Origin of the sequence: Hymenobacter qilianensis (assembly GCF_014489555.1) — a bacterium.
Lineage (GTDB): Bacteria > Bacteroidota > Bacteroidia > Cytophagales > Hymenobacteraceae > Hymenobacter > Hymenobacter qilianensis.
On the sequence record NZ_CP060784.1, the window covers coordinates 3,684,856 to 3,700,346 of the forward strand.

At 57.7% G+C, this 15,491-nt stretch carries 10 protein-coding genes and 1 pseudogene; 3 read left to right on the forward strand and 8 right to left on the reverse strand.

The annotated features are described in order from the left end of the window. Nucleotides 1-75 precede the first annotated feature (75 nt). Nucleotides 76-594 (reverse strand): acyl-CoA thioesterase, encoded by a 519-nt coding sequence (locus H9L05_RS16595; RefSeq protein ID WP_187309392.1) that lies wholly within the window; start codon nt 592-594, stop codon nt 76-78. Between the two features lie 67 nt (nt 595-661). Continuing rightward, complete coding sequence (locus tag H9L05_RS16600) at nt 662-1,315, reverse strand: protein-L-isoaspartate(D-aspartate) O-methyltransferase (protein ID WP_187731872.1); 654 nt, start codon at nt 1,313-1,315, stop codon at nt 662-664. A gap of 190 nt (nt 1,316-1,505) precedes the next feature. On the opposite strand from H9L05_RS16600, the gene H9L05_RS16605 reads away from it, so the two are divergent. Continuing rightward, on the forward strand, nt 1,506-2,924 hold the full coding sequence (locus H9L05_RS16605; RefSeq protein ID WP_223284517.1) for a sugar transferase: 1,419 nt from the start codon (nt 1,506-1,508) through the stop codon (nt 2,922-2,924). 47 nt (nt 2,925-2,971) lie between these two features. Here the strand turns inward: H9L05_RS16605 and H9L05_RS16610 are convergent, their stop codons facing one another. Further along, entirely contained in the window at nt 2,972-4,273 is a 1,302-nt protein-coding gene (locus H9L05_RS16610; RefSeq protein WP_187731873.1) for a cation:dicarboxylate symporter family transporter, read from the reverse strand. A 240-nt stretch (nt 4,274-4,513) separates the two neighbouring features. Here H9L05_RS16610 and H9L05_RS16615 point away from each other — a divergent pair, with 240 nt between their 5' ends. Then, nucleotides 4,514-5,104, forward strand: a complete 591-nt coding sequence (locus H9L05_RS16615) for a riboflavin synthase (RefSeq protein WP_187731874.1) — start codon at nt 4,514-4,516, stop codon at nt 5,102-5,104. A gap of 57 nt (nt 5,105-5,161) precedes the next feature. Here H9L05_RS16615 and H9L05_RS16620 read toward each other — a convergent pair whose 3' ends face one another. Together H9L05_RS16620 and hemF are read right to left on the reverse strand one after the other, a co-directional pair. Further along, nucleotides 5,162-5,743, reverse strand: a complete 582-nt coding sequence (locus H9L05_RS16620; protein WP_187731875.1) for a phosphatase PAP2 family protein — start codon at nt 5,741-5,743, stop codon at nt 5,162-5,164. Between the two features lie 25 nt (nt 5,744-5,768). Further along, nucleotides 5,769-6,712 (reverse strand): annotated as a pseudogene (gene hemF, locus H9L05_RS16625) (oxygen-dependent coproporphyrinogen oxidase). 248 nt (nt 6,713-6,960) lie between these two features. Here hemF and H9L05_RS16630 point away from each other — a divergent pair. Further along, nucleotides 6,961-9,147 (forward strand): alpha-ketoacid dehydrogenase subunit alpha/beta, encoded by a 2,187-nt coding sequence (locus H9L05_RS16630; RefSeq protein ID WP_187731876.1) that lies wholly within the window; start codon nt 6,961-6,963, stop codon nt 9,145-9,147. A 77-nt stretch (nt 9,148-9,224) separates the two neighbouring features. On the opposite strand, the gene H9L05_RS16635 is transcribed toward H9L05_RS16630, so the two are convergent. The 3 genes from H9L05_RS16635 to tamL form a co-directional block, all read right to left on the reverse strand. Then, nucleotides 9,225-11,006: a T9SS type A sorting domain-containing protein gene (locus H9L05_RS16635; RefSeq protein WP_187731877.1), complete on the reverse strand. Its 1,782-nt coding sequence runs from the start codon at nt 11,004-11,006 to the stop codon at nt 9,225-9,227. Beyond that, the gene (locus H9L05_RS16640) at nt 10,901-12,499 is read right to left on the reverse strand and encodes a hypothetical protein (RefSeq protein WP_187731878.1); all 1,599 of its coding nucleotides are present in this window, start codon (nt 12,497-12,499) and stop codon (nt 10,901-10,903) included. Before H9L05_RS16640 ends, H9L05_RS16635 begins: the two co-directional genes overlap by 106 nt. Nucleotides 12,500-12,834: 335 nt before the next feature. Further along, the gene (tamL, locus tag H9L05_RS16645) at nt 12,835-15,342 is read right to left on the reverse strand and encodes a translocation and assembly module lipoprotein TamL (RefSeq protein WP_187731879.1); all 2,508 of its coding nucleotides are present in this window, start codon (nt 15,340-15,342) and stop codon (nt 12,835-12,837) included. Between the last annotated feature and the right edge of the window lie 149 nt (nt 15,343-15,491).

Consider the following 15,491-nt stretch of genomic DNA (forward strand, 5'->3'; position numbering starts at 1 on the left):
AGGGTAAATGGCTGGTCGTTCGCGGGTCTTGATGGAGAACCAGGCGTTTACCCTTCAGCAATTTAACTATTCACCTTAATCCAAATCAAAAAGGGCTTTAAGCTCCGATGCTTCTTCGGGCTTCATGCGGCCACCGAGCACCAGGCGCAGCTGACGCCGCCGCAAAGCACCATCATACAAGCGGATTTCCTCTTCCGTTTCGGCCACGGCTTCCGGCACATCAATCGGGCGGCCCGACTGATCTACGGCCACAAATGTGAAGAAGGCCTCGTTGGATTTGACTTTGGTACCCGTCGGGATATCCTCGGCCCACACGTCGATATGCACTTCCATCGACGAGCTAAAGGAGCGCGTCACCTGGGCCTGTAAGGTTACCACGTTGCCGAGACGAATGCCGGCACTAAACGACACATTGTCCACGGAAGCCGTGACAACGATGCGGTTGGAGTGTTTTTGGGCCGAAATGGCGGCGGCGATGTCCATCAGATGCATCATGCGGCCGCCCATCAGGTTGTTGAGCGTGTTGGTATCGTTGGGCAGCACCAGCTCGGTCATGTTCACGAACGAGTCTTTGACGGGCTTCTGTTTGCGCATTGGGGTAGAAAGAATAGGCTAATGAAGCCGCGAAGATAGGCGGCTGCGCCGGGTATATCCTATCCGCTTACCCACCCCAGCCGGCCCGGCCCAGCAAGGGCACGAACCGAAACTCCTCGAAAATCTCCCGTGAAAACTCGTCTTCGCTCTCGCGCACCACGCGCATCATGCGCTGCACCTGCGCATCACCGACCGGAATAACCAGGGCGCCGCCGATGCGCAGCTGCCGCAGCAGCGGCCGTGGAATATTGGGCGAGCCGGCCGTCACCAGAATCTTATCGAAGGGGGCTTGGTCAGGCAAGCCCAGCGAGCCGTCGCCGCAGACGAGGTGCGCCTGCTGGTGCAGGGCCGCCAGGCGCTTGCGGGTGCCTTCAAACAGCACAGGGTTGTACTCGATGCTGTAAACGTGGGGCGTAATCTGGAGCAGCACACAGCACTGATACCCCGAGCCGGTACCAATTTCCAGCACTTTATCGTCGGGCGTAAGCCGGAGCAGCTCTGTTTGGTATGCTACGGTGTAGGGCTGCGAAATCGTCTGGCCCTCGCCAATCGGAAAAGCCTTGTCCTGATAGGCGTGCGCCTGAAAAGCGGGGGCGAAGAAAAGGTGGCGCGGCACGGTACCTATGGCCGCCAGTACCTTCTCATCGCGAATACCTTTGCGGCGAAGCTCTTCCACAAGAGCGCGGCGTAGGCCGCGGTGTCGGTAGCTGTTAGCGTCCATGAGATGAATACGGAGTGGTAGGGGCAGGAGGCCGGAAAATTCCGCTTTAATGCTCTACCTTTGGCTACTCCGAAAGACAGCAAAATTGCCCTCCAGCGCAGCTCTGACGGCGAAATTACGCTTTCGTTGGCATTGCCACCCCACCACCTACTTGTTGCCGGTCTGAAAGGTCCGGCTTGTTTGTCCGCCCTTGATCCGTACCATCCAAAAGCTGAAGCTGATAGGCGCCGACTTCGGTGCGGCCCTCCTGGCCTGGATATGTTTTTTTCTGCTGCGCAAATACCTGCTCAGCGAGATCAATGAAGGCTACGTTTTCACCGAAAGCGTGATGTTTTCGCTCACGGGTTCGGCTGTTGTCATCGCTTCCTTCTGGCTGGTTCTCTATGCGCTGATTGGGGAGTATCGCGATATTTTTCGCAAATCCCGTCTGGCCGAAATCATTGGGCTGGCGCGCGTGTCAGTAATTGGGGCGATTGTGATTTTCTTCGCTTTTCTGCTCGATGACGAAGGCGTAAGCAGCTATCAGCTTTACTACAAAACGATTTCGGCGTACTTCCTGCTGCATTTCTTTATCACGGCGGTGCTGCGTACCTGGGCCGTGAGCAGCATACAGAAGCTGGTGCGCGGTGGCGTGATTTCGTTTAATACGCTGTTGGTTGGCTCCAATTCTCTGGCCCACGATACCTACCACGAACTGGTGCGCACGAGTCGGCATCTGGGCCTCAAACTCGTCGGGTTTACGCCCGTGGGCGACACTATCGATGACGCTCTGGCTGAAGCCCTGCCGCGCTGCGACGGCTACCAGCGCCTGCCGACCCTCATTCGCACGCTGGACATCGAGCAAGTAGTAATCGCGATTGAGCCCAGCGAGCACCGCATGATTCAGGAGCTGCTTGCGCTGCTGGAAGGCACCACTGCCCGCGTAAGCGTGCTGCCCGACCTCTACCAGATGCTGCTGGGCTCGGTGAAGGTTAACCACCTGTTTGGCACGCCGCTCATCGAGATAAAGCAGGATTTGCTGCCGCTGTGGCAAAAGATTCTGAAGCGCCTGATCGATGTACTGGGCTCGGGCTCGTTTTTGCTGCTGGGCTGGCCGGTGTATGCCTTTACGGCCGTCATGGTTAAGATGTCCTCGCCGGGGCCGATATTCTACGCACAGGAGCGCATCGGACGGCACGGCGTGCCCTTCCGAATCTATAAGTTTCGCTCTATGTACGTCGACGCCGAGGACTGCGGCCCCGCCCTCAGCTCCGACCGCGACCCGCGCATCACACCCTGGGGCCGCTTTATGCGTAAGGTCCGCCTCGACGAGCTGCCTCAGTTCTGGAACGTGATCAAGGGCGATATGAGCATTGTGGGCCCGCGCCCGGAGCGGCAGTTTTTTATTAATCAGATCACCAAAATTGCCCCCCACTACCGCCACCTGCACCGCGTGCGTCCCGGCCTCACGTCGCTGGGCCAGGTGAAGTACGGCTACGCCGAAACCGTTCCGCAGATGGTCGAGCGCCTCAAATTCGACATTCTTTATATCGAGAATATGAGTTTGGCCATGGACTTTCGTGTGCTTCTCTACACGCTCAAAATCATTATTCAGGGCCGGGGTAAATAGTGATTGTATTACCCTTGTTTAAAGGTCGGCACAGCCAATATGCGTCTCTACAAAACTTCATTTTGCGGCGCAACCGGCTCTACTGGTAGGTTGGGCAGGGATGGATTGTACTGCTCAATTGCTTCCTCTACCGTCGATACGGTAGTATGACCGCTCAGCATGCGCTCGGCCTGGGCGTGGTCGAGGGCACCTTCGTTGTGCGCCAGGAAAATGGTGGCCACCCCGTTGCCGATGAAGTTGGTAATGGAGCGCGCCTCCGACATAAAACGGTCGACGCCCAGCAGCAAAGCTAGGCCTTCTACCGGAATCACCTTGATAGCGGTGAGCGTGCTGGCCAGCACCACAAACCCCGAACCCGTGACGCCGGCCGCGCCTTTACTCGTCACCATCAGGATGCCGATTACCGTCAGAATTTGCCCCCCGGTCAGCGTAATGTTGTATACCTGCGCCAGAAACAGCGTGGCCAGCGACAGGTAAATGGTGGTGCCATCGAGGTTGAACGAGTAGCCCGCCGGCACTACCAACCCCACTACCGGTTTGGCGCAGCCCATGCGTTCCAGCTTCTCCATCAAGCCCGGTAAGCCGGCCTCCGAGGAGGAAGTGCCCAGCACAATCAGCAGCTCCTCTTTGATGTAGCCCAGAAACGACAGCAGCTTCAGGCGGCAATAGCGCAAAATGCCCCCCAGCACCAGAAAAACAAACAGGGCCATGGTGATGTACACGGTCGCCATGAGCTTGCCCAGCGGAATAAGCGTCTCGACGCCGTACTTGCCAATGGTGAACGCCATGCCGCCAAACGCCCCAATGGGCGCAAAGCGCATCACCCAGTGCAGCCCCAGAAACACGTAGCGCGAAGCCCTCGTTAGCCGGTCGATGATGGGCTGGCGCCGGGCGTAGCGACTCAGAAAAATGCCCCCCACAATGGAAAGAAGCAGAACCTGGAGCGTCAGGTTGTCGGCCAGAAACTGAAGCCAGGAAAATTCGCCCGCTTTCTGCGTGTACTGGTTAATGCTCGCGCCATCGGCGCTCTGAGGCACTACGCCCGCGCCCGGCTGAATGAGGTAAGCTACGCCAATGCCAATGAGCAGGGCCAGCGTAGTCACGACCTCGAAGTAAATCAGCGCCTTGCCGCCAATCCGGCCTACCTTCTTCAAATCACCCATGCTGCTGATGCCCAGCGTGATAGTGAGGAAGATTATAGGGTTGATGAAGAGCTTAACGACGTTGATAAAAGCCTTCCCCAGCACATCCATCTTCACGGCCGTATCAGGCGCAAAGTGCCCCAGCAACGCCCCGGCTATAATGGCGGTCAGCACCCAGAAAGTGAGGTTGGTGACGATTTTTTTCATGAAATCAACCTGTAGTAGAAGTAAGGACAGAAGGCGGGCGCGGCTGTGGAGTGTAACTATACCTACTTGCCCCTCGTCAGGTTAAGCAGCACCACAATAGTCGGCATAAAGAAGCTGCTCAGTATGCTGCCTTTTATTCAGCAGAAATCTTTTTCTGGCCTTATGTTGTTTCATGCGCTTATCGATAGTCACAGTTTCAGCAGGCGTACATTTGTACTCTAATAACCAGCGCAGCAACACGTGTTTACAGGAATCATAGAATCGCTCGGCACTATCACGGATGTGCAAACCGAAGGCACTAACCGCCATTTTACGGTGGCCACGCCCTTTGCCCACGAATTACAGATTGATCAAAGTGTCGCCCACGATGGCGTCTGCCTGACGGTGGTGGCCGTGGATGCGGCCGCTGGCACGCACACCGTAACCGCCATCGACGAAACGCTGCAAAAAACCAACCTGGGGAAGTGGCAGCCCGGCCGCCGCGTCAACTTAGAGCGGTGCCTATCGGCCAGCGGCCGCTTCGATGGCCACATCGTGCAGGGCCACGTCGACCTAACAGCTACCTGCGAAAGCGTAACCGACCAGAATGGCTCCTGGGTGTACCGCTTTCGCCACGAGCCCGGCCCTGGCCGCGTGACGGTGGAAAAGGGCTCCATCAGCATCAACGGCACCAGCCTCACCTGTTTCGACAGCACCGACGACGGTTTCAGCGTGGCCATCATTCCCTACACCTACGAGCACACCACCTTCCAGGACCTGCGCCCCGGCGACCTGGTAAATCTGGAGTTTGATATTGTAGGGAAGTACGTGGCCAAGCTACTAGGCAAGTAAACTCGTCGGCCAAAAAAGCCCCCGGCAGGTATTTTCCTGGCTTGGGGGCTTTTTTGTTTAAACGGCTGGCTCACTGTGCCACCACCGCCTTTCCCCAATTTTATACAGCTCGGCACAGCCCCAGGCGGCTAAGCAGCCCAGCAGGGTGCCGGCTGCTACATCGGAAGGATAATGCGCGCCTAGATAAATGCGGCTGTACGAGACAATTACGGCCCAAAGCAACACTACAATCTTGATCAGCCAAAATCGCTGCGGGAGCACCAGAATCAGAAAGACGGCCAGCGAAAAGGCGTTGGCCGCGTGCGAAGACAGAAACCCAAATTGCCCCCCACAGCCGTGCACTAGGTTCAGCGTTTCCGATAAGTCGGGGTCGTGGCAGGGGCGAAGGCGAGCAAAAAAGGGTTTGAATATGCGGCTGGAAATTCCATCTGAAAGCAATATGCTGAGCCCCAACATGGGCAGCAGCAATAAGGCGCGGCGCTTAAATAAATAGCCCAGCACAAGAGCCATTACAAAGTAGGCCGGAAACCACACGAAGCGGTCGGTGAAAAAGACCATCCACTTGTCCATCAAAGATGAGTGGCTGTCGTTTGCGGCTATCAGCAGCCAGCGGTCCAGGGCTTGAAGTCGTTCGATCAATGAGAGCGTGAATAAGCGGGCAGAGTCAGGACTTGGGGGGCATTTCGGCCCATAATACGCCTTTGCGCAGCCAGGCCAGGGTGGCTGCCTCCGGCGAATGGGGCTCGGGTTGCTGGTCGTAATGCCACTCGCAGCGGGGCGGCAGGCTCATCAGAATGCTTTCGGTGCGCCCGCCCGTTTCCAGCCCAAATCGTGTGCCACGGTCGAAAGCCAGGTTGAACTCGGCGTAGCGCGACCGGCGCAGCATCTGCCAGCTTTCCTCTCGCGGGCCATACAGCAGGGGGGCATTCTGGCGCATCAGCTCTGTGTAGGTAGGGCCAAAAACGTCGCCTACTTCCTGCACAAAGGCAAAAAGCTTGTCAGCCGAACCATGCGGCCCCACGGTCAGGCGGTCGAAGAAAATGCCCCCCACACCGCGGGTTTCCTGGCGGTGAGGCAAATAAAAGTAGTCGTCGGCCGTCGCGCGAAAGCGCGGGTAATACGTGGCGTCGTGCCGGTCGCAGGCAGTTCTCAGGGTTTGGTGAAACCAGCGGGCTTGCGCCTCATCCACATAAATCGGGGTCAGGTCGATGCCGCCGCCAAACCACGCCTCACCATTGCCGGCCTCAAAATAGCGCACGTTCATGTGGATAATGGGCACGCGCGGACTGCGCGGATGCATCACAACGGATACGCCCGTGGCGAAAAAACGCGGATCGGGCATGAGCAGCACCTTGGCCGCCTGGGCGCTCATCTCGCCGTGCACGGCTGAGAAGCCCACGCCGCCCTTTTCTAGAATGGCCCCATTCTCCAGCACCCTTGAAACACCGCCGCCCCGCCGGGCCGCTCCCAGGAGTCGGTGCGAAAAGTAGCGCCACCGTCGGCCGCTTCCAGTTGGGCGCACAGACGCGTTTGAAACGCCCGCATCCAGTCCTCAACCGCAGTGCGTAGCGTGCCGGCCGGCGCAGCGGCAGCCGTAGTTTCTTCCATATTTTGGCTGTTTAGCATAGAACTCATATCGGATAAGCTGGCCAAATAGGTGGTCATGCAGAGCAGAGCGAAGCATCTCGCCCGCGGTCATCTGATTACTACTCCAGCATCAGCACGCGAGATGCTTCGCTCCGCTCTGCATGACAGTCTGACTAAGGTTAGGAGGATCAAAATTACGCAGAAAACCTGCCGCCTCACCAACTCTGCCCCCGATGCCGTAATTTCGCCTTCCCACTTTCCCGCCGTTCATGCTGAACTCGACCGCCCACTCGCCCGATACCGAATTTGCCCCCCACGCACCCGCTATAGCCGCCACCAATCCTACCCGCGAAACGCTGCTGCGCGCCTACCGCCTCATGCGCACGGCCGACGAAATGGCGCGTCTTTACGAAGAAAACAAAGCCGTAACGGCCAAGTACGTGCACGCCACGGCCCGGGGCCACGAGGCCATTCAGCTGGCCGCCGCTTTCCACCTGCTGCCTACCGACTACGCCGCGCCTTACTACCGCGACGATGCCATGATGCTCGGCATGGGCATCACGCCCTACGAGCTCATGCTTCAGCTGATGGCCAAGCGCGACGACCCGTTCAGCGGCGGACGCACGTATTATTGCCATCCGTCTTTGCGCCGGGCTGGCTTCCCTACCATTCCTCACCAAAGCTCCGCCACCGGCATGCAGGCCATCCCGGCTACAGGTATGGCGCACGGAATCAAGTATTTGGAGGGTCAATTGGTAATTCGTAATGAAGAATTAAGAAGTAAAAATTCGCAGGATGGCGACTCGGCTTCAACAGTGCCAGCCTCAGCTACTAATTCAAAACCTCTGGTTTTGTGCTCCATTGGTGACGGCGCCATGACGGAGGGGGAAGTGTCGGAGGCGCTGCAAATGGCCGTTTTGCATCAGTTGCCCATTATTTATCTGGTGCAGGACAACGACTGGGGCATTTCGGCTACCGGGCGGGAGATGCGCGCTATGGATGCATACGAGTTTGCGGCCGGCTTTAAAGGACTGCACCGCCTGCGCGTGGATGGCGCTGATTTTTCGGCATCGTATTCGGTTATGAGTGAGGCGTTTGCTTACGTTCGCCACACCCGAGGCCCGGTGTTGGTACACGCCAAATGCCCGCTGCTGGGCCACCACACCAGCGGCGTGCGCCGCGAGTGGTACCGTGGCGACAACCTGGCCCAGCACACCCCCCAGGATCCATTGCCCCGCCTGCATCAGCAGCTGCTTCTGCGCAGCTTCACCAAACGAGAGCTGGAGCAGGCGGCCACCGAAGCCGCCGCCCTTGTGCGCGCCGATTATGAGCGTGCTCTCCTCGCGCCCTCGCCCGACCCCGCCACCTTCGCCGACCACGAATTTGCCCCCCAGGCCGTGACCGAGGAAGCCGGCGAACGCACACCCGCCGGCGCCGACAAAGTGCTGATGGTAGATGCCGCCCTGCACGCCGTGGATGATATTCTGCGTGAGTTTCCCGAGGCGCTTTTCTACGGGCAGGACGTAGGCGGCGAGCTGGGGGGCGTTTTTCGCGAAGCCGCGCTGCTGGCCAAGAAATACGGCGATGCGCGCGTGTTCAATACCCCGATTCAGGAGGCTTACATCGTGGGCAGCACGGCCGGCATGAGCGCCGTGGGGGCGAAGGCTATTGTCGAGATTCAGTTTGCCGACTATATCTGGCCGGCCCTCAATCAGCTGGTGGAAGAGCTGTCGAAGTCGTGTTACCTGTCGAATGGGCAGTTTCCGGTGCAGGCGCTTATTCGGGTGCCCATTGGCGCTTACGGCGGGGGCGGACCTTACCATTCGGGCTCTATTGAGAGCACGTTGCTTACTATTCGGGGCATTAAAGTGGTATACCCGAGCAACGCGGCCGATATGAAAGGCTTACTGCGCGCCGCTTTTCTCGACCCCAATCCGGTGGTGCTGCTGGAGCATAAAGGTCTGTATTGGAGCAAAGTACCCGGCACCGAAGACGCCAAAACCATCGAGCCGGCCGCGGGCTACGTGCTGCCTTTAGGCAAAGCCGCCATTGCCCAAGCCGCCGACGCTGAGCAGCTTCGCCGCGGCAATACCTGCGTGGTGGTTACCTACGGCATGGGCGTGCATTGGGCCAAAACGGCTAGCCGGCAGTTCCCCGGACAGGTGGAAGTGCTGGACCTGCGTACCCTGAACCCGTTGGATTTTGAAGCCGTACAGGCCGCCGTCGTACGCCACAGTAAAGTGCTGGTGCTCACCGAAGAGCCGCTCATGAACTCTTTTGCCGAGTCGTTGGCGGGTCGTATTCAGCGCACCTGCTTTCAGCAGCTCGATGCGCCCGTCTTTACGCTAGGCGCTGCTAATTTGCCCGCTATTGCGTTGAATGTGGATCTGGAGCGGCAGATGTTGCCTAGTTCCGCTAAGGTAGCCGTGGCCTTGCAGGAGCTATTGGAGTATTAAGGGTGCCCTTTATATGAAGAGTTAGCTTAAAAAAGCCCCCAGACGAGTTCTGGGGGCTTTTTTTTGTTTGCCAACGGCTAATTCTTAACCAGCTTCAGTAGTTGATGGAAATTGCGGTTCGCAACCCGAATCATATAAGTGCCCACCGGATAAGTTGCTGTAGTTAAGCGGAAAGGAGCGCCACCGGCCGCCTCGAAGCGAGCGAGCATTCGTCCGTCGGCCCCATGAATCTCGATGGTATAGCTTACCTGTGGCAATCCCGACAGATCAATGGTAGTGTACTCATTGGCAGGATTGGGGTAAAGGGTAAGCAGCGCGGCGGGCTGGGTGATGAAGGTAACGGGCTTCACCTCGCTCAGCGTTACTTTATCATCCGTATCTACCTGGCGCAGACGATAATATACCGTGCCGGGCGTGGCTCCCACGTTTTTGTCGCGGAAATCATAGGCCTGGCGCTGGGTGGTAGTGCCGCTGCCCAGCCGCTGCCCGATCACTGTAAATTCCTGCCCGTCGAGGGAGCGCTCAACGTCAAAGCGTGCATTGGTTTGCTCCTGAGCCGTGGCCCAGGAAAGAAGTGCATCGCGCCCGGCAGCATGGGCCTGAAAGTCGATAAGTACCACGGGCAGAGGTGCTGGTGCTGCCGGCGCTGGGCCTTTCTCGGGCGCTGCAATCTTCACTGGCTGAGGCACAAAGCGGAAATCGGCATCCGCCTGGGCTGGGTCGCGGCGGGGAGCTTTAGAGGGCGTTCCACCATAGGCAGCGTCAAAAATATCAACTAGGCCATTGGCGTTGTCGTCGTGGTAATGCGCGTTGCCCGGATCGAGGAAGTTGGGAATCTCATCGCCGTCCGCATCTTCCAGCCATGCCGGAGCATTGCCAACGGCCGCATAATAGGCTGCTTTGCTTGGGTTAGCAGCGGCGAATTTTGCCCCCCGAGCTAGCAAATCGTCAAGGCTGCTGTTGTTATGGTTGTCATCAAAGCCTTCCTCCCAATCAGCCAACGCATCATTGTCAGCGTTCAAGTCGAGCAGGTCGGCTACGTTGTCAAGGTCGCTGTCTGCAAGGGTAGCGGCGCTTATTTCGGTGCCAGCTACGGCTGCTTTTCCTGTAGCCGCATCAATGCCGGGGGCTGAATCATAGGCGTTGTCCAGGCCGTCGTGGTCGAAGTCCAGACCCGAAGGCGCGCGGTAAGCGGCTGTGGTTTGGGCTTCGCGGTTATCCAGAATCCCATCGTTGTCGGAGTCCAGATCGAGCATGTTGCGTACGCCATCGTTGTCAGCGTCGGCATTGGCAAAAATCGTCTGGCGGCTACCTGCGCTGAGCTGGGCAGCTACTGGCATTCCATGCACATCAACGGCTCCGCCAATGCGGCCAGCGCCCGGCTGATACTGAGCGGGCTGGGCGTAGTTATTAGCCTCCAACGCATCTGTGATGCCGTCGCCATCCGAGTCCGCATCCTGATGGTTGGGGGTGCCGTCCAGGTCCAGGTCAAAGAGGTCGTTTATGCCATCACCATTCACATCGCGAAAGCCCCCCACGCCGGGCACCATGAAGGAGCCAGCCAGATAGCGCGGCGTGCCATTCACCAGCACATCGGGGTCGATGCCAAAGCTTTCCGCTAAGTCCGTGAGGCCGTCGTTGTCGTCGTCAATATCGGCCAGATCATCTACGCCATCCTGGTCAAAATCGCAGCTGTAGGCATAGGTATAAATCGATTCGCTGGGGGCCGAAATAAAGCCGTAGGTCCAAGTGTTTATCGTGTAGTCGTTGCCGGCTTCGTTGCTGTCGTCGCCCCAGCGGTGCACTCCCTGATAGGCGGCTGTGCTGGAAATAACACCATCAGTGCGCACGCTGGCCATGTCAGGAGCGGGGCGGGTTTCGGGGAAAAACTGCGGTTTGGCCGCCGTAAGCCGCGAGTCGTCCCAATAAAGGCGGTCGTAGTACGTATTGCCCCCACCGATGGGCGGATATTCTGCACCCGCAGCCCACTCGAATTGCCCTCCACATCATACACAGGGAAGTTTACGGGCGCTCCCTGGCTCGTGAAGGAAAGCTTAATGGGCAAGCCGGCGGCTACTAGCTTGCCCGCCCGGTCAAGTCCATTCCATACCAGTGTGTTGGCTCCGGGCACCACCGCTTGCTCCAACAGCACGTCGTCGCCATCCTGTACGCCGTTGCTATTTAGGTCAATCAGAATAGCCACAGTGCCCGTTTCGTCGGAAACGGTGGTAAAGGCTACCTTGCCAAGGCCGCCTTCGCAGAAACCGCGCTGAGAGGTGACAAAGCGCGGCGCAGGTGCGCTGGGCCACAACTCTTTATCAGGATTGTTGACGAAGTTCGGGTACTCAGGATAGCCTGTATTGCCTGCCTGGCTGCGGCGCCGCTCCGCGAATGTAGTGCCGGTAGCCGCGCTGGATCGGGAGCCATTGGCGTTCGAAACAAAGTAAAACACGAGTGGCCGAATCCCGGCCAGCTCAATCTGCTTCACGTAGTACTGGCCCCGGTGCTGGGGGCTCTCTATCAAAGGGAAAAGGGCGAAGTTGGCCGACAGCCGGTTCTCATAGCCCGTGCCGCCCGACGTAGTGGTAGTAAACGACCATAGCTTGCTGAACAAACGCCCTGGCTTTTCCTGCCCGGCGGCGTCACGCACGGTAAAGTCCCAGAAGTCGTACTCCGAGCGCACGGCGCTCATAAAGTTGGGGTTGCGGGCACCTAAGTCATTGAATCCCGGCTGAGTGCCTTTGTTGGTAAACTCACCTTCCTGGGTGAACTCCACGTAGAAATCGTGGGTGGCACCGGTGGTATTCGTGTACGTCAGGGGCTCGTAGCCGCCGTCGCCGGCCGCGGCTGATGGCCCTATCTCGTGCTGAGCGGTGTTGGCAATTACGCCCGCCTGATTGGTCAGCAAGCCCGCCTGGCTTAGGGTGGCCGGGTCACGCAGCAGCTTGTTTTGGCTGACGATAGTGCCCGCGCCGGCTCCGTAGCGGAGAGTAAGCAACAGGTTGGCGTGCGTGCCGCCGCCAATCCGCGCTACGCGATGTACTCCGTAGTTGAGCGTTTCACCCGCCTTCAGCCGAATGTGCAGGCGGTAATCTTCGAGGAAAGGAACATCACTGGTGCCCCAGGCAAGCGGCTTCAGGAAGCCCAAAGACAAATTTAGCCCCCCAGTAGCGGCGTTGACATCGTGGGTTAAAAAGCCAGCCCGATCGTTTCGCGGATCGGTGAGCGAGTAGGGCAGGTTGGTGGCAGGGTTAACGGCCCGGTTTGGAGTAAGCTGACGGGAGCCTTCCGCCAATAGCAGGTAAGGAGCCAGTGCCAAAACTGATACTATAGCGCGTAAAAGTATTTTCATACAATAGAACTAGGCGATAGGAGAAGCAGACCAGAGCCTACCCAGCGCGGCCCGGATGAGGAAGCCTGCGCTGCCCCACGCCCAGACCCAGGCAGGAGAAACACAATTAACAGGAAGAAGAGAAGCTAAATCAGAGTGCTCCTAAAGTAGAAATATATCTGCCTCTCACAGCTAGTTGTGTGAGCTTCTGAATAGCAAAATTATAGCCATAAAGCGCCTATATAAGCATTTTACGCACTTTATATTGGTAAAAGCCTAAATGATTTCAACGCATTTGTTGCGCACTTTTATGACTTAAATAATAAAAGCTTTAATAAATTCAACTTGGTTAAATCCTAGAAGGGATAACCAATGCCGAGGTTGAAAGCGGTTTGGTCCTCACTTTTGCCCAGGAATTTGAAATTGCGGATGGCCCATTTCTCCCCGTCTGGCGCTGTGGGGTCGTATACCTTGGTGGCTACGTCGAGGCGCAGAATCAGGAAGGAAAAGTCGAGCCGGATGCCCACGCCGGAGCCCACGGCAAACTGCTTCCAAAACTGATCAGTCTTAAATTGAGCGTTAGAGCGCGGATCGCTTTGCAAGGTCCAGACGTTGCCGGCATCCGTGAAAACGGCTCCGTTGATGAAGCTATACACTGGGAAACGGTACTCCACGTTGGCCTCCAGCAGCAGCTCGCCGGGTTGCTCCAGGTTGTAGTCGCGAACTATTGTGCCATCATCAAGGCGGGTGGTGGTGTAGGCACCGGGGCCCAGGCGGCGCGGCTTCCAGGCCCGGACGCTGGAACTGCCCCCGGCAAACAAATACTTGTCGTAGGGAATAATCAGCTGGCTGCCCGTAACGTTGCCGTCGGCGTCCTCTACATCGGTGCGGGTGAGCGCGCGGGCAATGCCGCCGTTGAAACGGTATACGAAGAAAGTTTTGGGGCCCAGCTTATGGTAGCGGCGGTAGTCGGCCGTGAACTTGGCGAAGTCGTACACGTTCAGGTTGATACGATTCTGGTAGAGCGCCCGCGTGAGGCCGCCAACCTCCACAAACAGGCGCAGAAAAGTAGCGTCACGCGTCTGGTTGAAATCGTTGGAGTTGAAGAGCGACGTGGCATTAATACTAGGCACGTACAGTTGCGTGAAGCTGCGAAACAGTGGTGAACCTTGTTCGGCTAATCGGTTGAGGCGCACTTGAAATGAGTCGGAAACAGCGGACGCATTAATAATGCTTACGTCGATGGGGGTGAGCACCCATTGATGATATAAAGAACGCTGCCAGATGTAGTCGAAAGTGCCCTCCAGGTTGGTACGCGTATACTCGGGGCGCTGCACATAGGTGTAGGTAAGATTGAGGCGGGTGCGAGGGTTGTAGCGCGACAGAATGCGTCCCGAGCGCCAGGGCAGAATAAACTGCGGGATAACTAGGTTAATATTGCCCCCCAGTTGCGTGGTAAGCACGGTTTCGGGGATATCGCTGCCTGTTACGCGATTGTATTGCCCTTCAAAACCAGCCCGCACACCAAACTCCAGCACCTCGGCCCCACCGAACACATTCCGAACTTTCAGGCGGGCGTTGACGAAAGGACCCACTTGCTCGGCCACGTAGGTAGCACCAAACTCTGTCAATTCCTGAAAGCGTTTGTGCGGCGAAGCATTTACTACTGCGTCGAGCTGGTAAGTGGTATCAGTACCAAGAGCGGGCTCTACCTTGACGTAGTTGATATTGTTGAAGCGAAATACATCGAGGTCAGCCAGTTGGCGCTGGGTAAGCTGGGTATTAGCCAGACTATAGCGCTGCTCGGGGCGCACTGTCAGTTTACGGTCGAGCACACGAGTACTGAAGCGGTGGCGAAAAGCCAGATAGTACACGGAGTCGCGCAGGATAGTGTCGCGCTTCACTCCAAAACGTATGGCTCCGGCGTCGGTCAGAAAATTTACGTGACGAACAGAGTACACATGGTGCTCAAGGCCCGGCGCCGGATTGGCGATGAGTGTGCGAAGCTGCACTGTGTTGGGGGCAAAGCTCGTGTCGGCCTCAAGGGTAATGTATTGTTGACGAAAATCGTAATAGCCCTCGTTTTTGAGCAGGATTTCCAGACGAGCGCGTTCCTGCCCAATCAGGGTTTCATTGTAGCGTTGGCCCAGCTGTAGCAGCGACGCTTTCTGGTTGGCTCGCACCACGCGCGCCACCCCCGAATCGGGGATAACATATTCGAGCTTGGCATACGTGAAGGGCGCGTTCTCGGTGATGTGATACGTCACGGTCACCATGCGCTTGCGGACGGTATCGGTGGCCGTGACGCGGCTGCGAAAAAAGCCCTGCGACTTCAGATAAATGCTGAGCTGCTCCACCGTCTGCCGAGTCAGGGCGGAGTCGTAAACTACGGGTGCTTCGCCTAGACGCATGATGGCGTTGCCTTTGTCGAGGGCCAGCTGGTGGCGGCGCAGGTGCTGGTCGCGCTTTACGAGCAGCTTGCCCACCTTCACCGAGTCGGGGCGGGCGGCCTGAATGCGCTTGCGGTATTCGAGGCGCTCATCTTCGAGGCGCTTCTGCACCTTGGCGCGGTCGTAGAACGTGCTGCCCAGCTGGTAGATGGCCAGCTTTGGCAACGGAAAGCGGGAGTTGGGCTCTTGCTGATACAGGGCTTGCAGGCTAAGCGCGTCGGCCTGCTCTACGCCCGTGAGCTTATTGGCGCGCAGCAGATTACGGCCGGGCGGCAGCAGGCGCGTGGGCGTACAGCTGTCCAGCAGCCCGATGAGCAGAACTGCCAGCCAGACAACGCGGCTTTTCTCCTTAAAAAAGCCCCCAGCGGGCCTGGCAACGGCGAATATGGTTTCAAAAGCGGTAGCGAAGTACATGCACGTATGGCACCTGAAAAAGCGTCGGCTCCGGCACGCTGCTCTCCGGTGTGAGGAAAGCAAAACAGTGTTGGCGCTGCTAAATTCCACCTTTTTACTGGAATACGCTGGAATCGGTTAGCTCAACCAGATAGGAACCTGTTTTCCAG

Coding starts and splice junctions, on each gene's coding strand:
- H9L05_RS16595 (WP_187309392.1), bottom strand. CDS start 594: ATGCGCAAACAGAAGCCCGTCAAAGACTCGTTCGTGAACATGACCGAG.
- H9L05_RS16600 (WP_187731872.1), bottom strand. CDS start 1,315: ATGGACGCTAACAGCTACCGACACCGCGGCCTACGCCGCGCTCTTGTG.
- H9L05_RS16610 (WP_187731873.1), bottom strand. CDS start 4,273: ATGAAAAAAATCGTCACCAACCTCACTTTCTGGGTGCTGACCGCCATT.
- H9L05_RS16630 (WP_187731876.1), top strand. CDS start 6,961: ATGCTGAACTCGACCGCCCACTCGCCCGATACCGAATTTGCCCCCCAC.
- H9L05_RS16635 (WP_187731877.1), bottom strand. CDS start 11,006: ATGGCCAGCGTGCGCACTGATGGTGTTATTTCCAGCACAGCCGCCTAT.
- H9L05_RS16640 (WP_187731878.1), bottom strand. CDS start 12,499: ATGAAAATACTTTTACGCGCTATAGTATCAGTTTTGGCACTGGCTCCT.
- tamL (WP_187731879.1), bottom strand. CDS start 15,342: ATGTACTTCGCTACCGCTTTTGAAACCATATTCGCCGTTGCCAGGCCC.